This window comes from Actinoplanes lobatus (assembly GCF_014205215.1).
Lineage (GTDB): Bacteria > Actinomycetota > Actinomycetes > Mycobacteriales > Micromonosporaceae > Actinoplanes > Actinoplanes lobatus.
On record NZ_JACHNC010000001.1, the window covers coordinates 3,425,630 to 3,449,555 of the forward strand.

The following is a 23,926-nucleotide window of genomic DNA, read 5'->3' on the forward strand; positions in this document are numbered from 1 at the left end:
CCGGGTGACACCCGTCAGTGGATGGCCCGCCACTGGGTGATGGCGATGTTGTGGTTGTCCGGGTCGCGGAACGTCGCCGACCACAGCTCCAGGCGGTCGCCACGGTTCACCGGGCGGGGCGAGTGGACGAACTTGACGCCCTTCTCCCGCAACTCGGCGTGCACCGCCTCGATGTCGCCGACCTCCAGATTCAGGTAGATCAGGCGGCCCGCGTCGGACGACAGGTTGTGCACCGTACGCAGGACCAGGCGGGTGTCACCGGACGCCAGTACGGCACTGCCGTCGCCGTTGTCGATCTCGTGGAAGCCGAGCACGTCCCGGTAGAACTCGGTCGAGCGCGCCAGGTCGGTGACCAGGATGGTGATACCCACCCCGTGGATCGAGCCGGCCGGGCCCGGGCGGGCGCTCGGATAGCCGGTGATCACATCGGCGGCGTGCTCGTCCGGCTCGCTGCGGCCGGCGAAGTCACCCCAGGGGTTGCCGTCCTCCGGGTGCGGTGAGACGGCCGCGCGGCCCACCGCCACTCCCAGGATGCCGTCACGCAGCGCCGACGTGCCCTTCGAGGGCTGCTCCGAGGGCTGCTCCGAGGGTGCGTGCGTCTCTGGGTGACCGCGCAACGGCAGATCCAGCGGAATGTCGACGTGGTCGCGGGACGGATACGAGGCCGGCGGCGGCGCGCTCGGGAACGGCCGGTCCGGGGTCGGGGCGGTCGGGGGCGTCGTCAACGGGGACGGTGCGGGCGTGGCGCGCTCCGGGCGCGGCTGTGCCGGGAACGCCACCGGGGTCGGACCCGGCCTGGTGCCCGGCTCGTCCTCGGCGGTCGTCGAAGGGGTGCCCGGCTCGGCGCCCGGCTGCACGAAGAACCGGGTTCGGCTGCCCAGCGGATGGGCGTCGACGTTCGGGGGGACCGGAGTGGGTTCCTCCTCCGGCTCCGCCCACGGGGAGGTCGTGGGACGCGCCCAGCGGTCGTCGTGGGGCGGGGCGCTCGGTGCGGCCTGTCGCGGGGCCGGGCGATCCGGTGTTCCGGGGGTGGGCGCGGACAAGCGTTCGCCGCCGCGGGGTGCGGCCGCCTGCGATGGCCCGGCCCACGGGTCCCGGGGCGGTACTTCGGCTCGGGCGGGGCGCGCCACAGGGGTGGCCGTTCGAGGTGCGGGGGACGCCGTGGCCGGGCGTGCCGCGGGTGTGGTCGTTTGAGGTGCGGGCGGAGTCGCGGCCGGCCTGGCCGTTTGAGGAGCGGGCCGGGCCTGAGGCGGGGGCGGCGCCGCGTGACTCGGGCGGGGTACGCGCCTCGGGGGCGGTGCGGGGGCGTCGGCCGGGCGCGGGACCGGTGGCGGTGGTGGCTTCAACCCCTGGCTCCACGCGGTGGGTGGTGGCGGGGGAGTGCCGGTTCGGGGCGTCCGTGAGGCGGGCGAGACCGGATCGACCGGTCCGGAGCCGCGGCGTGGCCGCCTCGAGTCCTCGGGGGCCTGCGCGGATGGGCGCCCGGCGGGGACGGTCGGTGCGCTGGAGGTGGCCGTGGTCTCCGGGGCGGATCGCTGACCGGTGGCTTCACGCTCGTGGCGCACGCGGTCGGAGCCGTCTGGCCCGGCCGAGGTCTCGCGGGGGATGCCCGGGGCGGCTTCGCGGTCGGAGGGTCGCGCCGGGGGGTCGATGTCGTCGGATCGTCGATGGGATGCCTGGCGCGGAATCGCCGCAGACCGGGACGAGGCCGCAGCGGCACCGGCCGCAGCGGCACCGGCCGCAGCGGCGGCCGCGGTTCCGGCGCCGGATTGTGCCGGGCGGGTGGGCGGGCCGTCCAGGTCCAGGTCGACGGCCGGGTCGGCGGACTCCAGGTCGAGATCGACGGCCGGGCCGGTGTCCTCCAGGTCGAGATCGACGGCTGGATCGGCCTCGGGTCCGGCGTGGGTGCGGTGTGCGCCCGTCGTTCCGGTCCAGGCCTGGTGGGCGCCGGACTTCTCGGTGCTGCTCCGGCGGGTGCCGGCCTCATCGGCGTAAGGGCCGGCCGGGGTGGTCTCGTCCAGGTGGACAGTGCTCTGGGGAGTTGCCGCTGCCGGGTCGGCGTGACGGTTCTCCCGGGTAGGTGGTGCGCTGCCGGCTTCGGTGGGCCGGCGGGGGCGGGGCGCCGGGGAGGCGGCCCGGTCGCTCTCGGTGCGGTGGGCCTCGTCCGCATCGGGAGCCTCGACGGTGTGGAGGCCGGCCGGTGGGGTGGGAGCCGACTCGGTCGACGTGCGCTGGGGTGGGGGCATGGTGGCGGCCGTCGTGGTGGTGGTGCGGGCCGCGGCCGGTGGGGTGTCGCGCTCGACCGTCGCGGTGGCGGAGGCGCTCCGGGGGCGCGGGCTCGGGCGGGAGCCGGGTGGGCGGGTGGAGGCCGAGGCGGTCGTGGTGCGGGGACCACTCGCCGGGCCCGGCCCGCCGGCGGAGGGGTCGGAGGGATCGGGGCCGACCGGGCGGCCGGGGGCGTCCGTGGGCGCGGTGGCGAAGGCGGCACCGGACGGCGAGCCCGCGAATGACGCGGCGGGGCTGGGGCCGGGGGCCGGGCGTGGGCCGGTCGACGGGGCGGGGCCGGGGCCGGGAGCCGGGCGTGGGCCGGCCGATGGGGCGCGGCTGGGGCCTGAGGTCGGGCGCGGGCCGGCCGAGGGAGTGGGGTCGGCGTCGTACGACGGGGCCGGGTCGGCGTCGTACGACGGGGCGGGGTCCGGGTCGTACGACGGGGTGGGGAAGTCCTCGGCGTGGTCGGGTGCGCCGGACCGGGGCGGGTCGTCGAAGGCTGTGGACGCGGTGGCGGCGGCGGGGCCGAACGGGCGGGCCCGGCGGGGCAGCGGTGGAGGTTCCTCGTCGGTGCCGACGACCTGGCCCTCGACGATGGTGCCGGCGGGCGTGTCGCGGACCACGACGGGCGTGGCGCTCCGGCGGCCGAACCCTCCGGAGGAGGCACGCGGGCCGGGCGGGGGTGGCGGGTCCTCGGCGTCGACGTCCCACTCGCGTTCGCGGCCCTCCCACGGGGCCGGGTCGGCGGAGCCGAGCAGCTCCTCGTCGAGATCGTCCGGATCGAGGCCGTCGGCGGGGGCGGGAGGTGGCGGCGGGTCCTCGCCCTGGGGGCGGGCGACGGCGTCCTTCCAGTTGATGCGGACGCGGCGGGTGTCGTCGACGTCGACGGTGATCGGGACGGTCGTGCCCGGGTCCGGCCACTTCTCGATCGGCACCCGGGACTCGCGGACGGTGGCGTCGAAGGCGCCCAGGCCGGGCGCCACCACGATGAGTTCGATGGTGGCCCGCCCGTACGCCCCGGCGGGCGGCGGCTCGGTGACCGACCGCACCTCGGCGGTGCCCGCCACGGTGGCCCGGCCGCCACGGCGCGCCACGTTGAGGAAAGCGACCGCTATGGCGATGGCGAGAACGGCGACGCCGAAGAAGGCGACGGCCGCACTGCGCATGCCGAGCCCGTAAACGATCACGAAGGCCGCCAGCGTGGCCATGATCGCCGCTACCAGCTTGCGCGCCGGGGCGATTGGCCGGCCGGTCTGGTTCGCCACTGTGGACCTCCCGGTTGTTCCCGTCAGGTTATGGCCCTGCGGTGCGTCCGCGAAAGTGCGGCAGTACGGACATCGCCGCTCGCCCCGTTCGCGGTACCGATAGGCTGAACTCCCCGCGTGTCGGCCTGTAGTGATAACGGAGGAACTGCGTGTCCAGCCCTACCGAGCGTTCGCTCGTCCTGATCAAGCCCGACGCGGTCCGCCGCGGCCTTCTCGGTGAGATTCTGTCCCGTTTCGAGGGTAAGGGCCTGGTCATCGAGGCGCTGGAGATGCGCACGATGGACGGCTCCCTGGCTGACGCGCACTACGCCGAGCACGTGGACAAGGCGTTCTACCCGCCGCTGAGGGACTTCATGACGAGCGGGCCGCTGGCGGCTCTCATCCTCTCCGGTGACTCGGTCATCGAGGTGGTCCGGGCCATGATCGGCGCGACCGACGGCCGCAAGGCGGCCGCCGGCACGATCCGTGGTGACCTGGCGCTCTCCAACCGGGAGAACCTGGTGCACGCCTCCGACTCCCCGGAGAGCGCCGAGCGCGAGCTGGCGCTCTGGTTCCCGAAGTTCTAGATCTGACAGTCGCTACAGGGTCTCCAGGCTCGCCCGGCGACGGGACTCGGCCTCGAAGACCTTGAGCAGGAGCGCGGCGAGAACCGCGTAGCCGACGCCGACCAGCAGTTCCCGGCCCAGCGCGGGCGCGGCCGCCTCGAGGCCGCGCCCGGCGGCGAGCAGCCGGGCCGCTTCCGCCGCGTTGGTGATCGGCAGCAGCTGTCCGACAGTGATCATCCAGTCGGGCAGTCCGTCGCGTGGCACGTTGACCCCGGTCAGTAGGAGCAGCAGCGCGGCCGACACGTTGGAGACCACCCACACGTCGCGGAACCGCAGACCCAGCGCGCCCAGCGTGAGCCCGAAGAAGCCGCAGGCCAGCGAGCCGGCGGCCAGGGCCAGGGCCAGACCGGGCAGGGCGGCGGCGGGGATCCGCAGGCCGAGCAGCAACACGCCCATGAGCAGCGTGAACGCGGCGATGAGCAGGCCGTTCCCGGCGTACGGCAGCACCCGCCCCCAGAACACCACGGTCCGGCTGCGCGGGGACAGCAGCACGTGGCCGAGGGTGCCGTAGCGGCGCTCGTTGGCGACCGCCATCGTCCCGCCGAACACACAGGCGGTCGACGCGGCCAGCACCGCGTTGCCGACGATGAAGAACCGGTCGTCGGCCACCTGCAACTGCCGCCCCAGATAGGCGAAGAACAGCAGCTGGAAGGTGGGCCCGGCGAGCAGTGTCCCGACGTACATCGCGGGGGTGGTCCAGTTGAACAGGGCCCGGTACGCCAGCGCGCCACCGATGCCGATGAGCCGTAGTGTCCTCATGCCAGCGCCAGGGTCGCGGACGCGCGGGCGCGGCGTTCGAACGATTTCAGCAGGACCGCGCCGAGCACCAGGCACACCGTGCCGAGGGCCAGGCAGATCCCGATCGACGGCCAGACCGGCCCGCCGACGGTGGCCTCGCGCAGCGCCCGGGCTCCCCACGTGGTCGGCAGGACGGCCGCGATCGGGGCGGTCCAGGCCGGCAGCACGCTGATCGGCACGAGCATCCCGGAGAGCAGCCAGATCGGATAGTCGAGCGGGTTGGCCAGCGCGTTGGCGTTGCGCAGCAGGATGAACGTGGAGGCCAGCAGCAGGCCGAACATGCCGAGCCCCGCGATGCAGGCCAGGGTGGCGGCCCCGAAGGCGAGCGGGTGCGCCAGGTCGATCGGGATGCCGTAGACGATGCGGCCCCACAGCAGGGTGGCGACCAGCGCGTAGCAGCCGGTGACCGCGGTGGCGGCGGTGAGCGGCAGGACCACCAGCACCGGGTGCCGGGGCGTCAGCATGATGATCTCGAGGGTGCCCTCGAACCGCTGGTGCTGGATGGCGCCGCCGGAGCCGGTGAGCACCGAGGCCCAGACGCCCATCAGGCCGGCGCCGACCGCGGCCTCCAGCAACCGGTGCGGCTCGTCGCCGGCCTGGAACAGGTAGACCGCGAGGGTGGCTTGGACCAGCGGGATGACCAGGGCCAGGGCCACCTCGAACGGGGACCGGCTGAGGTGCTTGGCGCGCAGCACGGTGCCGATCAGCAGGGTGCGCAGCGTCCTCATGCGGCACCCACGATCGCCACGTACGCGTCCTCCAGTGTCGGCTCCCGGCTGTCCACCCGGCCCAGCCGGATCCCGGCGAGTTCCCGCAGCACGTCACCCTGTACGTCGACGTGCGCATCGGACTGGACGGTCAGCAGTTGCAGCGCCCCGCGGTCCTCCACCGAGGTTTCGCGGACGCCGGGCAGCCCCCGTAGGGCGGTGATCGCGGTGGCCGGGACGCCGTACGCCTCGACCTCCACGACCCGCCGCCCGTCTGCCCGGCTCCGCAGCTCGGCCGGTGTGCCGAGTGCCTGGATCTCGCCGCCGGAGATCACCGCGATCCGGTCGCAGAGCTCATCCGCCTCGGCCATGTAATGCGTGGTGAGCACGACCGTCGTGCCGTTGGCGGCCAGCCCGGCCACGGTGCGGCGCAGTTCCCGGGCGGCGACCGGGTCCACCCCGATCGACGGCTCGTCGAGGAACAGCACCTCGGGGGCGTGCAGCAGGCCGCGGGCGATGTGCAGCCGCTGCCGCATGCCGCGGGAGTAGCCCTCGACCCGCTCCTTCTCCCGTCCGGTGAGCCCGACGAGTTCCAGCAGTTCGGCGATGCGCCGTTTCTGGTCGCGGGGCGGTACGCCGTACAGCTCGGCGAAGTACCGCAGGTTGTCCAGCGCCGACAGCCGGTCGTAGAGGCCGCGGTCGCCGCCGAACACGTACCCGATCCGCCGTCGTACCTCCCGGGTCTGCTTGACCACGTCGAAGCCGCGGATCCGCGCGGTGCCGGCGGTCGGGATGAGCAGGGTGTTGAGCATCTTGATGGTGGTGGTCTTGCCGGCGCCGTTCGGGCCGAGCAGGCCGAACAGTTCACCGCGGCGCACCGTCAGGTCGATCCCGCGGACCGCCTCCACCGTCTCGCGCCGGGGCCGCAGCCAGCCGGTGCGGGTCCGGTACGTGCGGCGCAGGCCCTCCGCCTCGATGGCGTAGTCACTTTCCATGCCAGGAAACTAGGGAACGACTGTCGATTCAGGAAACGAATTCGGTCGTGGCCGAATCGTCGCCGAGCAGGTTGACCAGTGCCAGCCCGGCCGGTTCCAGGCCGTAGAGGACCCGGCGCCCGGCCCGCCGCCGGTGCACCACCCCGGCGGCCTGCAACCCGCCCAGGTGCTCGGAGACCGTGCTCGGCGCCAGCCCCAGCACGGTGGCCAGCCCGGTGGTGGTGGACGGGGTGGTCAGCGCCCGCAGCACGGTGGCCCGGCCCCGGCCGATGAGCAGGGCGAGCCGGTCGTCCGGGGCCGGGGTGTGGCTCTCGGCCAGCACGGCGGCGCCACGCGCCTGGTAGGTCACCAGCACCACCTCGGGATGGTCCGAGGAGTAGAGCAGCGCGCCCCGCGAGAAGATCAGCGGCACCAGCAGGAGCCGCTGGTCGGTCGCGGTGAAGTCGTCCTCCAGCTGCTTCATCAGGGTGAGCACCGGCCGCTCCCAGCGGACCCGGTCGTGCAGCCGGGCGAGCAGGGCGTCCGGGCCGTCGGCGGCCAGCGCCCGGGCCCGCAGCAGCACCTCCTCGTCGAGCGCGGCCCGCATGGCCGGCCAGTACGGCGCCATGGCCCCGTCCCAGAAGGCGGCGAGCCCGTCGGCGAGCCGGTTCAGCGCGGTCTCCCGGTCGTCGAAGAACGGGCGCAGGCAGGGTGGAACGTCCGGGTGGTGCCGGGCGACCTGCTTCGCGATCACCGCGGCGGGCGTGTGCCGGACCTCGTCGAGCTGCTCCTCGAAGGTGGGCGCCGGCGACCCCGGCATCGGGGCGAGGAAGTCCGGCAGCATCCGGCCCACCTCGAAGTAGACCCGCAACGGGACGGTCGCCGGATCGGAGCGCAGCACGGCCCGCGCCCGCCGGGCCCAGCCGTCGTACGGCCAGGGCGCGGTATCCGGGTGGCGGTGCAGCAGCCAGAGGCCGCAGACCGTCTCGATCAGTGGGCTGATCGCGATCCGGGTACGCGACAGCGTCGGTTCGTCGAGCTCGATCCGGATCATGTCGTGAAGTTTAGGGTCGAAGGGCGAGTGGGCAGCTCCGCCCGGCGCGGGCGGCACCGGGCGCGAGCAGCGACGGACGTCGCTTCCGGCCCACGGCGGCCGCGCGTAGGCGTACCCCTGAAGTAATGCGGATGAGGGAAGCGGAGCGTGCCCGGTATCGTTGTGCGCACGCAGGCTTTGAACCGGCCATCACCGGGGAGCCTCCGGAAGAACGGGCCTGTTTTCGAAACAGCCCTAGTAGAACCGGGCGGACACCGGACCGCGCAGCCTTCCGGCGAATGAGCGGGCGGGTCTCCATGAACCGCCAAGCGAGGTGGTACCGCGGGTCTTCACCGAAGGCTCGTCCTCGCAGTCACGTCATGTGAACTGCTTGAGGGGAACACCAAGATGGCCTACCCGAAACACACCGACGCCACCGGCGTTCCGGCGAGCCCGGACCTGCCGGCGGTCGAGCGCGCCGTCCTCGACCACTGGGCCGCCGACAAGACGTTCGAGGCGTCCGTCGAGCGGCGCCCGGCGGGGGAGAACGGCGCCAACGAGTACGTCTTCTACGACGGTCCGCCGTTCGCCAACGGCCTGCCGCACTACGGCCACCTGTTCACCGGGTACGTGAAGGACCTGGTGCCGCGCTACCAGACGATGCGCGGCAAGCGGGTGGAGCGGCGGTTCGGCTGGGACACGCACGGCCTGCCCGCCGAGGTCGAGGCGGAGAAGCAGCTCGGCATCACCACCAAGGCGCAGATCGTCGACCTGGGCATCGACAAGTTCAACGAGGCCTGCCGGACGTCGGTGCTCGCCTACACCAAGGACTGGGAGCGTTATGTGACGCGCCAGGCCCGGTGGGTGGACTTCCAGAACGACTACAAGACCCTCGACCCGGAGTACATGGAGTCGGTCATGTGGGCGTTCAAGACGCTGCATGACAAGGGCCTGGTGTACGAGGGCTTCCGGGTCCTCGCCTACTGCTTCCGGTGCGAGACGCCGCTGTCCAACACCGAGACACGGATGGACGACGTCTACCGGGATCGGACCGACCCCGCTCTGACGGTGAAATTCCGTTTGGAGACCGGCGAGGACATCGCGGTGTGGACCACCACGCCGTGGACGCTGCCGTCGAACCTTGCCCTGGCGGTCGGTCCGGACATCGAGTATGCGGTTCTGTCAGATGGAAACGGACAAAAACTGCTGGTGGGTGCGGCGCGAGTGGGCGCCTACGCCAAGGAGCTCGAAGGCTACGAGCAGGTCGGCAGCGTCCACGGCCGGGATCTCGTCGGCCGCCGCTACACCCCGCTGTTCGACTTCCTGGTCGAGCCGGGTGGGGAGAACGCCTTCCAGGTTCTCGGCGCCGACTTCGTGACCACCGAGGACGGCACCGGTGTCGTCCACATGGCCCCGGCCTTCGGTGAGGACGACCAGAACGCGTGCAACGCGGCCGGCATCCCGACCGTCGTGACCGTCGACGAACACACCCGGTTCACCTCGCTGGTCCCGGACTACCAGGGCCTCCAGGTGTTCGACGCCAACAAGCCGGTGATCGCCACGCTGAAGGAGCGCGGCGTGGTGCTGCGCCACGACGGGTACACGCACTCGTACCCGCACTGCTGGCGCTGTGACACCCCGCTCGTCTACAAGGCGGTGTCGTCCTGGTTCGTGGCGGTGAGCACGTTCCGGGACCGGATGGTCGAGCTGAACCAGCAGATCAGCTGGACGCCGTCGCACATCAAGGACGGCTCGTTCGGCAAGTGGCTGTCCAACGCCCGTGACTGGTCGATCTCCCGGAACCGCTTCTGGGGCTCGCCGATCCCGGTGTGGAAGTCGGACGACCCGCAGTACCCACGCGTCGACGTCTACGGCTCCTACGAGGAGCTCGCGCGCGACTTCGGGGTGACCATCACCGACCTGCACCGGCCCTATGTCGACCAGCTGGTCCGCCCGAACCCGGACGACCCCACCGGCAAATCGATGATGCGGCGCGTGCCCGAGGTGCTGGACTGCTGGTTCGAGTCCGGGTCGATGCCGTTCGCCCAGGTGCACTACCCGTTCGAGAACAAGGACTGGTTCGAGCACCACTACCCGGGTGACTTCATCGTCGAGTACATCGGGCAGACCCGCGGCTGGTTCTACACCATGCACGTGCTGGCCACGGCGCTGTTCGACCGGCCCGCGTTCCGCAACTGCCTGAGCCACGGCATCCTGCTGGGCGAGGACGGTCGCAAGATGTCCAAGTCTTTGCGGAATTATCCGGACGTGTACCGAGTTTTCGATACTTACGGCTCGGATGCCATGCGCTGGATGCTGATGTCGTCGCCGGTCCTCCGAGGTGGAGACATGCCGGTCACCGAGGTGGCGATCCGTGACTCGGTCCGGCAGGTGCTGCTGCCGTTGTGGAATGTCTGGTACTTCTTCAGCCTCTACGCGAACGCTTCGGACTACGTCGCGAAAAATCGGACAGACTCGACTCACCTGCTCGACCGATACATCCTCGCCAAGACCGGTGAGCTGGTCAGCGACGTCCAACGGCAGATGGACGACTACGACATCTCCGGTGCGGCGGCCAGCATCCGGTCCTACCTCGACGCCCTGACCAACTGGTACGTGCGCCGCTCCCGGGACCGCTTCTGGGCCGGCGACGAGGACGCCTTCGACACCCTGGCCACCGTGCTGGAGACCCTCACCCGGGTGGTGGCGCCGCTCGCGCCGCTGACCGCCGAGGAGATCTGGCGCGGCCTGACCGGCGGCCGTTCGGTGCACCTGACCGACTGGCCCTCGGCGGACGTGTTCCCGGCCGACCACGAGCTGGTCGCGTCGATGGACGCGATCCGGGACGTGGCGTCGGCGGCCCTGTCGCTGCGCAAGGCCAAGGGGCTGCGGGTCCGGCTGCCGCTGGCGACGCTCACCGTCGCCACCGCCGACGGAAGCCGGCTGGCCGGCCTCGGTGACCTGCTCAAGGACGAGGTCAACGTCAAGGACGTGGTCTTCACCGACGACGTGGCCGCGTACTGCCAGCAGGTCCTGACGGTCGTCCCGCGGGCGCTCGGCCCCCGGGTCGGCAAGCAGGTCCAGCAGGTGATCAAGGCGGTCAAGAGCGGCGACTGGCAGCTCGTCGACGGCGCCCCGGTCGCGGCCGGCGTCACCCTCGCCGAAGGGGAGTACGAGCTGAGGCTGGTCGCCGCCGACGTGGAGAATTCCGCGCCGCTGCCGGCCGGCGGTGGTGTCGTGGTCCTCGACACGGTCGTCACCGAGGAGCTGGCCACCGAGGGCCTGGCCCGCGACGTGATCCGCGTCGTGCAGCAGGCCCGCCGGGACGCCGACCTCGACGTCAGCGACCGGATCGCGCTCGTGCTGTCGGCCGCGCCGGTGGTCCGGGCCGCGGTCGAGGCGTACCGGGAGTTCGTCGCCGGTGAGACCCTCGCCACGTCGGTGGAGTTCGCCGAGCTGGCGGAGGGCTTCACGGGCGAGGTCGGCGACGCCGAACAGGTGACGGTGACCGTTTCGGCCGTGTGATTCAACCCGATTGGCCCGGATGTTCGCCTGGTGTGGGCGAATGTCCGGGCCGGTCCAAGATCACTAGGTACATCGCGGCCACTGTCAGCTAACCTCACAACACCATCCACCCCCCACGCGTCCGGAGGACGAGTTGCCGCTGCTCTACTCGATCGGCAAGGTCACTGTCGGCAAGGTGCTGATGACCGGCTGGCGGCCGCACGTCGAAGGCATCGAGAACATCCCGCAGACCGGCGGCGCCATCTTCGCGGGCAACCACCTCTCCGTCGCCGACGAACTCCTCCTCGGCGCCGCAGTGCCCCGCCACCTGGCCTTCTGGGCCAAGTCCGACTACTTCACCGGCACCGGCGTCAAGGGTTTCCTCAACCGCAAGCTGATGGAGGGCCTCGGCGCCATCCGCGTCGAGCGCGAAGGCGGCCGGGCCGCCCTCACCGCCTTCGACGCCGCCATCCCGGCGCTGCGCGAGGGTGAACTGATCGCGGTCTATCCCGAGGGCACCCGGTCGCCCGACGGCCGCCTCTACCGCGGGCGGACCGGCGTCGCCCGGCTGGCCGTCGCCGCGGGCGTCCCGATCATTCCGGTCGGCGTCCTCGGGACCGACAAGGTTCAGCCGATCGGCCGTCTCGTCCCGAAGCTGGAGCGCGGCGTCATCACGGTCAAGTTCGGCAAGCCGATCGAGACGGTGGGCCGGCCCGACGACCGCACCGCGCTGCGCGAACTCACCGACCAGGTGATGGGCGAGATCCAGCGGCTCACCGGCCAGGAGTACGTCCCGCGCTACGCCCCCAAGCGCGAGGAATAAGACCCCTTCATCCAGCCCCGGAGCCGGCCGTTTCACGTGGCCGGCTCCAGGACGGTGTCGCGGAGACCGCTCACCAGCTCGGCGCTCTCCTCCAGCGACCGCCGGGTGAGCAGAACCGTGGCGAGACTGCCGTGGTCCGCCCAGGCGCACGCCACCACCGCCGTGTCCTCCAGCCGGCCGGTCCCGCACCACTGATGCGCGCCGAACACACCCAGGTCGAACGGCTGCACGTCCTTCAAGCGGAGCGAATCGGACAGCCGCGCCAGCTGAGCCTCCACGTCGGAGCCCGGGGTGAGCCGGAAACCGGTGACCCCGAAGACGGTGACCCGCTTGCCGCGCCCGTCGGCGTAGATGCCGGCGAACGAGTCGCCGCCCGATCCGGCCGACTGCAACTCGTCGGCCAGCCGCTGTGCGGCGCGCTGGCCGGCCGCGGTGTCGCGCAGCCTCAGATCGGCGAAGGAGTCCGGCAGCACGGCCGTCACCGGGTACTGCCGGGCGCCCGGCACCAGCCAGTAGCCGAGGGCCAGTCCGATGATCACCAGCAGCACGAGGCGGCGCAGCCGGCGGCGCTTGCGTGGCCGGGGGAGCGGCCGGCCCGCCCAAGGGGGTGGCGTGGCCGGCGGGCGGGGCTGAACCGGGATCCGGTGCGGGGCCGTGACCTTCCGGCCCCACGCCCGGATCTTCTCCGGGGCGTTGCCGGCCGCTTCCTGCCCCTTCGCCGCGGCGCTGCGGGCCGCCTCCTGGCTTTTCGTGGCTGTGCGGCGGCCCCAGGCGCGGACCTTCGGAGGGAGCAGCGGCGGCAGGCCGCTGCCGGCGGCCGGCGGCGGGTAGGTGCCCGGCGGTGGGACGGCGGGTTGCGGGGCCGCCGCGCGGGTGGGCTCCGGCACGGGCGCGTCGAGGCGGGTCACCGGCAGATCGACCGGCGCGGCCGGTGTGGTGTAGGCGTCCGGCCAGACCGGAGTGTCCTGGTCGGCCCACGGGTCGACGGCCGGCACCGCGGTGCGGTCGTCCTCCGGGGCGGCCTCGCCGCCGGTGAGCCGGTCGATCATGCGGGACCAGCGGGAGCGGCGCGGACCCGGCTCGGGCACCATCGCGGCGCCGCTCCACCGGCCGGGAAGCGCCTCGGTGGGCGGGTCGTTCTCGCCGGATCCGGCGCACCGGGTGGGGTCGGGCATTCCGGCGGCCGGGGTCTCGTCGCCCGGCTGCGGGTCGGCCATCTCTCCGATCTCCTCCACGCTCGGCGACACAGTCGTCTCACCCAGGTTAGGGACGCTGTGCCAGTGGGACGGCGGGGCCGGATCCGGGCAGCGGACACCAATGGCGGACAACGAGGGCGATGTGCGAGACGCTCCGGAGTCGTATGGTTACCCGGACTTGGCATCGTCTGTCCTCGCTGGCCGGATGAGTGCCCGGATTCACGTTCGCGTGCAGACGGAAGAGGTCGCCGCACCATGAGCACGACGCAGAGGAACGCTGTCACGATCTCCGGGCCGGCCTCCAGCCGTCCGATGCTGTTCGCCCACGGGTACGGCTGCGATCAGAACATGTGGCGGCTGGTGACCCCGGCATTCGCGGACACCCACCGGATCGTCCTGTTCGACCACGTCGGGAACGGGCGGTCGGACCTGTCGGCGTACCGGGACTCCCGGCACGGCACGCTCTCCGGCTACGCCGAGGACATTCTGGAGATCATCGAGGAGAACGATCTGCGGGACGTCGTCTTCGTCGGGCACTCGGTGGCCGCCATGATCGGTGTGCTGGCCGCGATCCGGGAACCGGACCGGTTCGCCGGGATCGTGATGGTCGGCCCGTCCCCGCGGTACATCGACGACGAGGCGGACGGCTATGTCGGCGGGTTCGCCCGCGCCGACATCGAGGAGATGCTGGAGTCGCTGGACAGCAACTATCTGGGTTGGTCCAGCGCGATGGCGCCGGTGATCATGGGCAACCCGGAGCGGCCCGAGCTGGGCGAGGAGCTGACGAACAGCTTCTGCCGGACCGATCCGGAGATCGCCAGGAAGTTCGCGCAGGTCACCTTCCTCTCGGACAACCGCGCCGACCTGCCCAACCTCCGGGTCCCGTCGCTGATCCTCCAGTGCTCGGACGACGTCATCGCCCCCACCGTGGTCGGTGAGTACGTGCACAAGAACACCAGGGAGAGCACTTTCATGGCCCTCAACGCGACCGGGCACTGTCCGAATCTGAGCGCACCGGAGGAGACGGTTGACGCGATCAAGTCCTGGTTGTAGACACGGGCATGATCGGCGGACGATTGGCGTGAGTGAATCTGGCGGGCCGGACGTGACACAGGAGTTACGACTGCCCTGGGACGACGATCCCGAGGATCTGTACGAACACGCGCCGTGCGGCTACCTCACGACGCTCCCGGACGGCACCATCGTCCGGGTCAACGAGACCTTCCTGACCTGGACGGGGTATGCCCGTACCGATCTGATCGGTCACAAACGGTTCCGTGACCTGCTCACGCCCGGTGACCAGATCTTCCATGAGACGCACTACGCGCCGTTGCTGACGATGCAGGGTGAGGTGCATGAGATCGCGCTCGACGTGGTCCGCGCCGACCGGAGCCGGGTGCCCACCCTGGTCAACTCGGTGCTGGAGCGCGGCCCCAACGGCACTCCCCGGATCATCCGCACGATGATCTTCAACGCCACCGAGCGGCGCGGCTACGAGCGGGAGCTGCTGGGCGCCCGCCGCGCCGCGGAGTCCTCCGAGCAGCGGGTGCGGGTGCTCCAGCAGATAGTGGCCGACCTGGCGGCGGCCCCTACCGAGGCCGAGGTGGCGGAAGCGGTGATCCGCGCGCCGGAGCCCGCGTTCCAGGCCGCCAGCAGCAGCATCTTCCTGGTCGACCCGGAGCGCGACGAGCTGATCGCGGTCTCCTCGACCGACCCGACCACCGGCAACTGGGACGACATGCCCCGCTCGTCGACCCGGGCGGTCGCCGAGGTGGCCCGGCGCGGTGACCTGCACGTGATCGCCACCGTGGCGGAGGCCGAGGAGCACTTCCCGGATCTGGCCGAGTCGATGCGCCGCTCCGAGCGCAAGACCGTGGTGCTGCTGCCGCTCACCACCGGGCCGGCCGAGGACCACGGCGCCGTGTCGGTGCTGGGCGTGCTGGCGTTCAGTTTCCGTGAGGAGCGCGTGCTCACCGACGGTGAGCTGCGGGTGATCCGCCTGCTCGGACAGCAGGCGGGGCAGGCGCTGGACCGCGCCCGGCTGTACGACGAGGGCCGCCGCCGTGAGGACCGGTCCTCCTTCCTGGCCCGCACCACCCGGGCGCTGGACGAGCAGCACCGCCTGTTGCAGCGGGCCCGCCGCCTGGTCGAGCGGGTGGTGCCGGAGATCGCCGACTGGGCGCTGGTCCGCCTCCAGGTGGGCCCGGCCGGCCTGGTCGAGTACCACGGCGGCCCCGCCCCCGATCCGGAGCTGCTGGACGCCCGGGTCGCCGAGGCGGTCGAGACGTGTGCGCCGGTCTACGCCGGCGACGGTGACGGACTGGGCTGCACCGTGCTGCCGCTGACCGTCCGCGGCCGGGTGATCGGCACCCTGGCCCTGCGGATGGCCCCGGACCGGCGCGGCGCCGAGGCGGACCGGCTCTTCCTGGTCGATCTGGCCGACCGGGCCGCCCTGGCGCTGGAGAACGCCCGGCTCTACGAGCAGGAGCGGGCCATCGCCCGGACGTTGCAGCGCAGCCTGCTCGCCGCGGACGTGCCGGGCGCCGACTCCCGGTTCGCGCTGGAGACCCACTACCAGGCCGCCGCCCAGGACCTGGAGGTCGGCGGCGACTGGTACGACGCCTTCCTGATCACCGCGAACAAGCTGGCCGTGGTGGTCGGCGACGTGGTCGGGCGGGGCATCGACGCGGCCACCACGATGGGTCAGCTGCGCAGCGCGATCCGGGCGCTGGCCACCGCCGAGAACGGTCCGGCCCGGCTCCTGGAAGGGCTGGACCGGTTCTGCGAGCGGGTCGAGTCGGCGCGGATGGCGACCGTCGTCTACGCCGAGATCGATCTGCTCAGCGGCGAACTCGCGTACGCCACGGCCGGTCACCTGCCGCTGCTGCTGCACGAGCCGGCCGGCTCGCCGCAGTACCTCATGCAGGCCCGTTCGGCGCCGCTCGGCTCCCGGGCCGGCGACCGCCGCCGGGTGGAGGACCGGATCCGGCTGGCCGGCGGAAGCCGTCTGCTGCTCTACACCGACGGGCTCATCGAGCGCCGGGGCCGCCCGATCGACCGAGGTTTCGAGATCCTCGCCCGGGAGTTCTCGCGGCTGCGCGACGCGCCGCTCAAGGGCCTGACCGCCAATCTGGCCGACATCCTGGTCGGCCGAGACCACGGCGACGACGTCTGCATGCTCTGTCTCTCCCTCGGCACCGAGGAGCGGCTGGAGCGCTCGATCGGCGCCGACCCGGTCCAGATCTCCCTGCTCCGCGCGGACATGCGGGGCTGGATGGCGGGCCACGGCATCGACCCGGACTGTCTGAACGCGGTGCTGCTGGCCAGTTCCGAGGCGGTGGCGAACGCGATCGAGCACGGCTACCGGGACGACCCGTTCGGGATGGTGGACGTGTCCGCCACGATCAGCGCCGACGCCGTGGAGGTCCGGGTTCGCGACCACGGCGCCTGGCGCGGGCCGGGCGCCGACCTGGCCCGGGGCCGGGGCCTGCAACTGATCTACGAGTCGATGGACGAAGTGAGTTTCGACCAGGGAGAGGGGACGACGGTGACCATGCGGCGGCGGCGTCGGAGCGCACCATGACGGATCAATGGGTGAGCTTCTCCCGCCGGGGGACCGCCGAACTGGTCCACCTCAAGGGTGAGATCGACCTGGCCAACGCCAACGACATCGGCCGGGCCATCGTGGCCCGGACCACCGGGGCCGACGCCGTGCTGATCGACCTGACCGCGGTCTCGTTCCTGGACAGCGCCGGGGTCCGGTTGCTCGACTTCATCGTGGGTGACCTGGATGATCGGAGGAAGCCGGTTCGGCTGGTCGTCGGCGAGCGTGGGGCCGCACGGATGACGTTGCAGCTCTGTTCGTTCCGCAGTGACCTGCTGGCCACCGATCTGGACCACGCTGCGGCGGAACTGGACCGATAGCCTTCATCTGCCTCGCGTACCCTGGACACCCATGAGCGTGAGTTCCGTCTTCCCGCAGCTCGAGCAGCTGCTGCCCCGGGTCAGCAAACCGATCCAGTACGTGGGCGGCGAGCTCGGCGCCGTCGTCAAGGACTGGGACGCCACCACGGTCCGGTGGGCGCTGATGTATCCGGACGCGTACGAGGTCGGCCTGCCCAACCAGGGTGTGCAGATCCTCTACGAGGTGCTCAACGAGCAGGAGGACGTGCTCGCCGAGCGCACCTACGCGGTCTGGCCGGACCTCGAGGCCCTCATGAAGGAGAACGGCGTCCCGCAGTTCACCGTCGACGCGCACCGCCCGGTGAAGGCGTTCGACGTGTTCGGCCTGTCGTTCGCCACCGAGCTCGGCTACACCAACATGCTGAGCGCCCTGGACCTGGCCGGCATCCCGCTGGACAGCGCCGACCGGGACGAGACCCACCCGATCGTGCTGGCCGGTGGCCACGCCAGCTTCAACCCGGAGCCGATCGCCGACTTCATCGACGCCGCCGTGCTCGGCGACGGCGAGGAGGCGGTCCTGGAGATCACCGGGATCATCCGGGACTGGAAGGCGGAGGGCTGCCCGGGCGGCCGGGACGAGCTGCTGCTGCGCCTGGCCCGCACCGAGAGCATCTACGTGCCCCGGTTCTACGACGTGGACTACCTGCCCGACGGCCGGATCCAGCGGGTCGTGCCGAACCGGCCGGACGTGCCGTTCCGGGTCGCCAAGCGGACCACCATGGATCTGGACGCGTGGCCGTACCCGAAGAAGCCTCTCGTCCCGCTCGCCGAGACGGTCCACGAGCGCTACGCCGTGGAGATCTTCCGGGGTTGCACCCGGGGCTGCCGGTTCTGCCAGGCCGGCATGATCACCCGCCCGGTGCGGGAGCGGTCGATCACCACGGTCGGTCAGATGGTCAAGGAGGGCCTGGAGTTCTCCGGCTTCAACGAGGTCGGCCTGCTCTCGCTCTCCAGCGCCGACCACTCCGAGATCGGCGACATGTGCTCCGGCCTGGCCGAGCAGTACGCGGACACCAACGTCTCGCTGTCGCTGCCGTCCACCCGGGTCGACGCGTTCAACATCGATCTGGCCCAGGAGCTGTCCCGTAACGGACGGCGTACCGGTCTCACCTTCGCGCCGGAGGGCGGTTCGGAGCGGATCCGCAAGGTCATCAACAAGATGGTGACCAAGGAGGACCTGATCCGTACGGTCGTGACGGCGTACTCCAACGGCTGGCGCCAGGTGAAGCTGTACTTCATGTGCGGCCTGCCCACCGAGACCGACGAGGACGTCCTCGAGATCGCGCACATGGCCCACGAGGTGATCCGGGCCGGCCGCGACGCCGCCGGCACCAAGGACATCCGCTGCACCGTGTCGATCGGCGGTTTCGTGCCGAAGCCGCACACCCCGTTCCAGTGGGCCCCGATGGAGCGTCCCGAGGTCATCGACGCCCGCCTCAAGCTGCTCAAGAACGAGATCAACACTGACCGCTCGCTGGGCCGGGCGATCGGTTTCCGCTACCACGACGGCGAGCCGTCACTGATCGAGGGCCTGCTGTCCCGCGGCGACCGCCGGGTCGGCAAGGTCGTCCGCCGGGTCTGGGAGAAGGGCGGCCGCTTCGACGGCTGGTCCGAGCACTTCTCGTACGCCCGGTGGGTCGAGGCCTGCGACGAGGTCCTGCCCGAGATGGGCGTGGATCTGGACTGGTTCACCACCCGCGAGCGTGAGGAACTGGAGGTCCTGCCCTGGGACCACCTCGACTCCGGCCTCGACAAGGACTGGCTCTGGCAGGACTGGCAGGACTCCCTCAGCGAGTACGAGCAGGACGACTGCCGCTGGACCCCCTGCTTCGACTGCGGCGTCTGCCCGGCGATGGACACCGAGATCCAGATCGGCCCGACGGGCAAGAAGCTGCTTCCTCTGACACCCGTGAACAATCTGCGGATTCCCGCTTAGGAGATTTCCGATTCCCCCGAAGAACCAACCCGTCGGCGGCCAGGCACCGGTCGTCCAGCGGATCCGTCTGCGGTACGCCAAGCGTGGCCCGCTGCGGTTCACCTCGCACCGCGACTTCGCCCGAGCGTTCGAGCGGGCGCTGCGCCGTGCCGCCGTACCGATCGCCTATTCGCAGGGCTTCACCCCACACCCCAAGATCTCGTACGCGAGCGCCGCGCCCACCGGGGTCGGCAGTGAGGCGGAGTACCTGGAGATAGGCCTCCAGGCGCCGGTCGACCCGGAGCAGTTGCGCGCCGCACTGGACGCCGCGCTCTCCCCGGGCCTCGACGTCCTGGAAGCGGTGATCGCCGGCGAGGGCAGCCTGGCCGACCGGATCGACGCGTCCCGCTGGCAGCTGGAGCTGCCCGGGATCGAGCCCGCGGACGCCGAGAAGGCGGTGACCGCGTTCCTCGACTCCACGGAAGTCCTGGTGGAGCGCATGACCAAGCAGGGCCGCCGTACCTTCGACGCCCGGGCCGCGGTGACCCGTTGTGCGGTGGCCGGGGAGCCGGACCCACCTTCCGGGGCCGTTGGCGTACGGTGTGCGATAATCGACCTTGTCGTACGGCAGGTGACGCCCGCCGTGCGGCCCGATGACGTCCTCTCCGGCCTGCGCGTGGTGGCCGGCCTGGAGCCGCCGGTGCCCCCGCGGGTTACCCGGCTGGCCCAGGGCACACTCACCGCGCAGGGGGAGATCGTCGATCCGTTGGACGCGGATCGCGGGGACGTCGGCATCGGAGAACGCTAGCCGCGAATCGGCCGGCGTTCGTTGAACGTTTTTCAACGTGGCGAGGGCGGCAGCAACCGGTGCCGGTCAACGGCCCGGCGGTCTTCGGCCCGCTGCCAGGTTGAAAAAGGTTCACTTGACAGACTTCGGCAAGCCCGTCCCCAATCGGCCGGGCCCGAAAAACTTTGCAGCGACCCTGCGTGGCAGCGCTCACCCGCGCCCGGGGCCGCCGAGAACTGGAGAGCGCCCCATGCTCGATAACGAGCCCCCAGTCAACCTGGGAGAACAGGGCGGCGAACGGGACGGAGCAGTAACTCCTCCCGGAGATAGCGCCGCAAGCACCACCCCGGCACGCCGGACGCGGGCCCCCCGTCGCAAGGCGGCGGCACCTCCGCCGGAGGCCGAGGCGCCGGACGGCGCCGCCGAGCCCGGTGCGGAGACCGAGACCCCGGCTCCCGCTCCGGTGAAGAAGGCCACCCGGAGCCGGAAGAAGGCCGCCGCTCCCGCCGCCCCGGCCGAGGAGCCGGCCGTCGACGAGCCGGTCGCCGAGACCCCGCCGCCGGTGAAGAAGGCCACCCGGGCCCGCCGCAAGAAGGTCGAGCAGCCCGCCCTCGTCGAGGTGGAGGAGCAGCCCGCTCCCGCCGCCCCGGTCGCCGAGATCGCCGAGATCCCGGTCGCCGCCGCCGAGGACGAGGACGAGATCACCGAGGACGAGGCCGCCCTCATCGAGGACGCCGCTGTGGAGGCCGCCTCCGCGGCCCGCGAGGCCGCCGTACCGGTCGTCGGGGTCCTGCCGCTCGATGACGACTTCGTCGAGGAGAAGCCGGCCCGGCCGGCCCGGGCCCGACGGGCCGCGATGCCGCCGGCCGTGCTCTTCATGCCGCCGGAGGCCGCCGAGGCCGAGCCCGCCCCGGTGAGCCGTCGCCGTCGCGGCGCCGCCGAGCCGCTGGTGGCCGCCGAGGCCCCGGCCGCCGAGGTCGCCGAGACGGCCGAGGAGGAGACCGAGGAGGCCGTCGAGGCCCCGCGCCGTGGGCGGCGCCGCCGTCGTGGCGCGGCCGAGGAGCCCACCGAGGTCACCGCCACCGAGAGCGAGCCGGTCACCGACGAGGTGGACGAGGTCGACGAGAGCGCCGACGACGTCGAGGACGGCGCCGACGAGGACGAGGACGAGGACGGCGGCATCCGCCGTCGGCGCCGCCGGGGCCGTCGTGGCCGCGGCCGGGGCAAGGGCCCGTCCGACGAGGCCGACGAGAACGACACCGAGGACGGCGACGCCGAGGAAGGCGCCGAGGCCTCCGCCGAGGACGGCGAGGAGGACGAGGAGTCCGAGGACGGCGAGGGCGACGGGGTCACCCGCCGTCGGCGCCGGCGCCGGCGCAAGGGTTCCAGCGGTGACGGCGAGACCGGCGGCATCGAGGACGGCGTGCACACCGTGGTCCGGGTGCGCGAGCCCCGGCGTACCGACGAGGTGCAGGGTGTCTCCGGCTCGACCCGGCTCGAGGCCAAGCGCCAGCGCCGCCGGGACGGCCGGGAGCAGCGCCGTACCCGTCCGCCGATCCTGAGCGAGTCGGAGTTCCTGGCCCGCCGCGAGGCGGTGGACCGGGTCATGGTGGTCCGGCAGAAGCAGGACCGCACCCAGATCGCGGTCCTCGAGGACGGCATCCTGGTCGAGCACTACGTGGCCCGGGCCACCTCCGGCACCATGGTCGGCAACGTCTACCTCGGCAAGGTGCAGAACGTGCTGCCGAGCATGGAGGCCGCGTTCGTCGACGTGGGCCGCGGCCGTAACGCCGTGCTCTACGCCGGTGAGGTCAACTGGGACGCCACCGGCCTGGAAGGGCGGGCCCGCTCGATCGAGCAGGCTCTGCGCTCCGGCGACTCGGTGCTGGTGCAGGTCACCAAGGACCCGATCGGGCACAAGGGCGCCCGGCTGACCAGCCACATCGCGCTCTCCGGCCGGCACCTGGTCTACGTGCCCAACGGCAACGCGTCGGGCATCAGCCGCAAGCTGCCGGACAACGAGCGCAAGCGGCTCCGCGACATCCTGAAGAAGCTGGTCCCGGACGGCGCCGGTGTGATCGTCCGCACCGCGGCCGAGGGCGCCACCGAGGACGAGCTGGCCCGCGACGTGAAGCGGCTCCAGGCGCAGTGGGAGGACATCCAGGCCCGGGCCGCCGAGGGCAACGCGCCGCGCGCCCTCTCCGAGGAGCCGGACCTGGTCATCCGGGTGGTCCGGGACCTCTTCAACGAGGACTTCCGCGAGCTCGTGGTGCAGGGCGAGCAGGCGTACGCCGAGGTGGAGAACTACCTCGACTCGGTCTCGCCGGACCTGGTCGAGCGTCTGCGCCGGCACACCGGTGTGGCGGACGTCTTCGCCGAGTGGCGGATCGACGAGCAGATCCTCAAGGGCCTGGACCGCAAGGTCTTCCTCCCGTCCGGCGGTCACCTGGTGATCGACCGGACCGAGGCGATGACCGTGGTCGACGTCAACACCGGCAAGTACACCGGCGCGGGCGGCAACCTCGAGGAGACCGTCACCCGCAACAACCTGGAGGCGGCCGAGGAGATCGTGCGCCAGCTGCGGCTGCGTGACCTCGGTGGCATCGTGGTGATCGACTTCATCGACATGGTGCTGGAGAGCAACCGCGAGCTGGTGCTGCGGCGGCTCACCGAGTGCCTGGGCCGGGACCGGACCAAGCATCAGGTCACCGAGATCACCTCGCTGGGCCTCGTGCAGATGACCCGCAAGCGGATCGGCGCGGGCCTGCTGGAGGCGTTCAGCGAGAACTGTGACCACTGCAAGGGCCGCGGCCTGATCATCCACTCGGAGCCGGTGCCGGAGAAGCGGTCCAACGGCGGTGGCGGTAGCAGCAGTGGTGGTGGCGCCCAGGTGAAGGTGGTCGCCGCGGCGGTGCGTACCGAGGCGCCGGCCCCGCAGCAGCAGTCCTCCCGGCAGCGGCGCCGCCGGGGTGGTGGCGACAGCGCCCCGGTCGAGCCGGTGGAGCAGATCGAGACCGTCGAGCCGCTGGAGCAGGCCGAGGTCGCCGAACTGGTGGAGTCGGCCGTCGAGCCGGTGACGCTGGTGGAGGCGCCGCCGGCTGTCACTGAGGTGGCCGAGGAGCCCGGTCCGGTCGCGGAGGTGGCCGAGGTGCCGCCGGCCGCCCCGGTGGCGGGTTCCGGCATCGTCCGGCGCGTTCAGCCGGCGCTGACCACCTCGGACGGCGACGACGACTACGACATCAGTGGTTACGACCTGTCCCGGTACGACTCGCCGGAGGCCAACGGGCACGGCGGCGAGGCCGAGCCGATGCGGCTGGCCGGGATCGACGACCCGGACGCGGCCGAGGACGAGGACGACGAGGACGAGGATGTGGTGGGCGCCGGCACGGGCACCCGCCGACGGTCCCGGCGGAGTGGCGCACGGCGCCGTACCCGCCCCTGAGCGGCTGAAACCCGGCCCGGTAGCTATCTGTAAAGAAAGCTAACTACCGGGCCGGGTTTTCCGTTACCCTCGGCGGGATCGATCCCTGTCCCCCGAGGAGACCGACGCCCATGCGTACCCCTGCTCTCGCCTCCGTGGCGCTCGCCGCGCTGCTGCTGACCGGCTGCTCCGGCGGCGACCCCGCGCCCACGGCAGCCGGGCCGACCCCGGCCGTGGCCGGGTCGGCGGCCACCACCACCGAGAAGCCCACCGACACCGCGCTGGCCGAGGACACCGAGGCCATCTGCGCCCAGGCGAGCCGGACCAGCACGAGTTTCGGCACCACCTTCGCCGAGGACCACCAGCTGTTGACCAAGGCCGCCGCCGAGGGCGCCGAGGCGAAGGCCAAAGCCCGGGAGAAGGTCACCCGGGACGTGGAGAACTTCTCCTTCGCCCTGCTGGACATGTCGAAGCTCGCCTCGGACGCGGAGCTCAAGAAGGCGCTCGCCGCCATGGGTGCGCAGATCACCGCTCTCAAGGGTGACGTGGCCAAGATCGACGACAAGAAGCTGGCCGCCCTGCATGCCACGCTGGACAAGGCCTGCGGCCGGGGGTAGAGCCCGGTTTGGGCCTCGGCCCGGCTATGAAGTAGTCTTGCCGACGGCGC

At 71.9% G+C, this 23,926-nt stretch carries 16 protein-coding genes; 10 read left to right on the top strand and 6 right to left on the bottom strand.

Annotated elements, in window-relative coordinates; genetic code table 11:
- Positions 1-14: 14 nt before the first annotated feature.
- Positions 15-3,533 carry a VOC family protein gene (locus BJ964_RS49520; protein WP_229807239.1) on the bottom strand — a complete coding sequence of 1,173 codons (3,519 nt, stop codon included), beginning with the start codon at positions 3,531-3,533 and terminating at the stop codon, positions 15-17.
- A gap of 149 nt (positions 3,534-3,682) precedes the next feature.
- Between BJ964_RS49520 and ndk the strand changes: the two genes are divergently transcribed.
- The gene (gene ndk, locus BJ964_RS15970) at positions 3,683-4,099 is read left to right on the top strand and encodes a nucleoside-diphosphate kinase (RefSeq protein ID WP_188121396.1); all 417 of its coding nucleotides are present in this window, start codon (positions 3,683-3,685) and stop codon (positions 4,097-4,099) included.
- A gap of 12 nt (positions 4,100-4,111) precedes the next feature.
- On the opposite strand, the gene BJ964_RS15975 is transcribed toward ndk, so the two are convergent.
- Genes BJ964_RS15975 through BJ964_RS15990 form a run of 4 tightly spaced genes read right to left on the bottom strand, consistent with a single transcriptional unit; the run spans position 4,112 to position 7,671 of the window.
- Positions 4,112-4,897 carry an ABC transporter permease gene (locus BJ964_RS15975; RefSeq protein ID WP_188121397.1) on the bottom strand — a complete coding sequence of 262 codons (786 nt, stop codon included), beginning with the start codon at positions 4,895-4,897 and terminating at the stop codon, positions 4,112-4,114.
- Positions 4,894-5,664 (bottom strand): ABC transporter permease, encoded by a 771-nt coding sequence (locus tag BJ964_RS15980; RefSeq protein ID WP_188121398.1) that lies wholly within the window; start codon positions 5,662-5,664, stop codon positions 4,894-4,896. The genes BJ964_RS15975 and BJ964_RS15980 overlap by 4 nt, the downstream gene beginning before the upstream one ends.
- Positions 5,661-6,638, bottom strand: coding sequence for an ABC transporter ATP-binding protein (locus BJ964_RS15985; protein ID WP_188121399.1), 978 nt, complete (start codon positions 6,636-6,638; stop codon positions 5,661-5,663). Before BJ964_RS15985 ends, BJ964_RS15980 begins: the two co-directional genes overlap by 4 nt.
- Before the next feature lie 28 nt (positions 6,639-6,666).
- On the bottom strand, positions 6,667-7,671 hold the full coding sequence (locus BJ964_RS15990; RefSeq protein ID WP_188121400.1) for an ArsR/SmtB family transcription factor: 1,005 nt from the start codon (positions 7,669-7,671) through the stop codon (positions 6,667-6,669).
- Between the two features lie 387 nt (positions 7,672-8,058).
- Between BJ964_RS15990 and ileS the strand changes: the two genes are divergently transcribed.
- Together ileS and BJ964_RS16000 are read left to right on the top strand one after the other, a co-directional pair.
- Complete coding sequence (gene ileS, locus BJ964_RS15995; protein ID WP_188121401.1) at positions 8,059-11,175, top strand: isoleucine--tRNA ligase; 3,117 nt, start codon at positions 8,059-8,061, stop codon at positions 11,173-11,175.
- Between the two features lie 133 nt (positions 11,176-11,308).
- Entirely contained in the window at positions 11,309-11,977 is a 669-nt protein-coding gene (locus tag BJ964_RS16000; RefSeq protein WP_188121402.1) for a lysophospholipid acyltransferase family protein, read from the top strand.
- 32 nt (positions 11,978-12,009) lie between these two features.
- Here the strand turns inward: BJ964_RS16000 and BJ964_RS16005 are convergent, their stop codons facing one another.
- Positions 12,010-13,224: a hypothetical protein gene (locus tag BJ964_RS16005; RefSeq protein ID WP_188121403.1), complete on the bottom strand. Its 1,215-nt coding sequence runs from the start codon at positions 13,222-13,224 to the stop codon at positions 12,010-12,012.
- A gap of 204 nt (positions 13,225-13,428) precedes the next feature.
- Between BJ964_RS16005 and BJ964_RS16010 the strand changes: the two genes are divergently transcribed.
- The 7 genes from BJ964_RS16010 to BJ964_RS16040 all read left to right on the top strand — a co-directional run bounded on the left by BJ964_RS16010 (position 13,429) and on the right by BJ964_RS16040 (position 23,876).
- Entirely contained in the window at positions 13,429-14,226 is a 798-nt protein-coding gene (locus BJ964_RS16010; RefSeq protein WP_188121404.1) for an alpha/beta fold hydrolase, read from the top strand.
- 28 nt (positions 14,227-14,254) lie between these two features.
- A complete protein-coding gene (locus tag BJ964_RS16015; RefSeq protein WP_229807238.1) occupies positions 14,255-16,756 on the top strand; it encodes a SpoIIE family protein phosphatase in 2,502 nt (833 codons plus the stop codon).
- On the top strand, positions 16,753-17,097 hold the full coding sequence (locus BJ964_RS16020) for an STAS domain-containing protein (RefSeq protein WP_188121405.1): 345 nt from the start codon (positions 16,753-16,755) through the stop codon (positions 17,095-17,097). The genes BJ964_RS16015 and BJ964_RS16020 overlap by 4 nt, the downstream gene beginning before the upstream one ends.
- A gap of 31 nt (positions 17,098-17,128) precedes the next feature.
- Positions 17,129-19,072 (top strand): TIGR03960 family B12-binding radical SAM protein, encoded by a 1,944-nt coding sequence (locus BJ964_RS16025; protein WP_188121406.1) that lies wholly within the window; start codon positions 17,129-17,131, stop codon positions 19,070-19,072.
- A 67-nt stretch (positions 19,073-19,139) separates the two neighbouring features.
- Entirely contained in the window at positions 19,140-19,859 is a 720-nt protein-coding gene (locus tag BJ964_RS16030) for a TIGR03936 family radical SAM-associated protein (protein ID WP_203832677.1), read from the top strand.
- A gap of 229 nt (positions 19,860-20,088) precedes the next feature.
- Positions 20,089-23,280, top strand: coding sequence for an Rne/Rng family ribonuclease (locus tag BJ964_RS16035; protein WP_188121407.1), 3,192 nt, complete (start codon positions 20,089-20,091; stop codon positions 23,278-23,280).
- Positions 23,281-23,390: 110 nt separating this feature from the next.
- Positions 23,391-23,876 carry a hypothetical protein gene (locus BJ964_RS16040; RefSeq protein ID WP_188121408.1) on the top strand — a complete coding sequence of 162 codons (486 nt, stop codon included), beginning with the start codon at positions 23,391-23,393 and terminating at the stop codon, positions 23,874-23,876.
- Positions 23,877-23,926 lie beyond the last annotated feature (50 nt).